General features: G+C 65.9%; 1 protein-coding gene. It reads left to right on the forward strand.

What is annotated here, in order from left to right; genetic code table 11:
- Window positions 1-255, forward strand: a 255-nt coding sequence (locus tag KW845_RS29810) for a TRAP transporter large permease subunit (RefSeq protein ID WP_218372953.1), incomplete at both ends; no start/stop codon positions are given.

Raw genomic sequence — 255 nt, forward strand, 5'->3', positions numbered from 1 at the left:
CCGATGCGCCGGTCGACGAGAAGGTGGTGCTCAGCCTGCTGCTGTGGGGGCTGACCGCGTTCGTGATCGCCATCGTCAACAAGGTGTTCAGGCTGAAGATGCTCTCGGCGCTGGCCGAGCGGGTCACTTTCGTGATGATCCCGCCGCTGTTCCTGATCTTCCTGGTGCTGGGCACGATCTTCATCGGCATCGCCACGCCGACCGAGGGCGGGGCGATGGGAGCGGTGGGGGCGATCGTGATGGCGCTGATCCGCC

This window comes from Bordetella sp. BOR01 (genome assembly GCF_019218885.1).
Lineage (GTDB): Bacteria > Pseudomonadota > Gammaproteobacteria > Burkholderiales > Burkholderiaceae_B > Bordetella_A.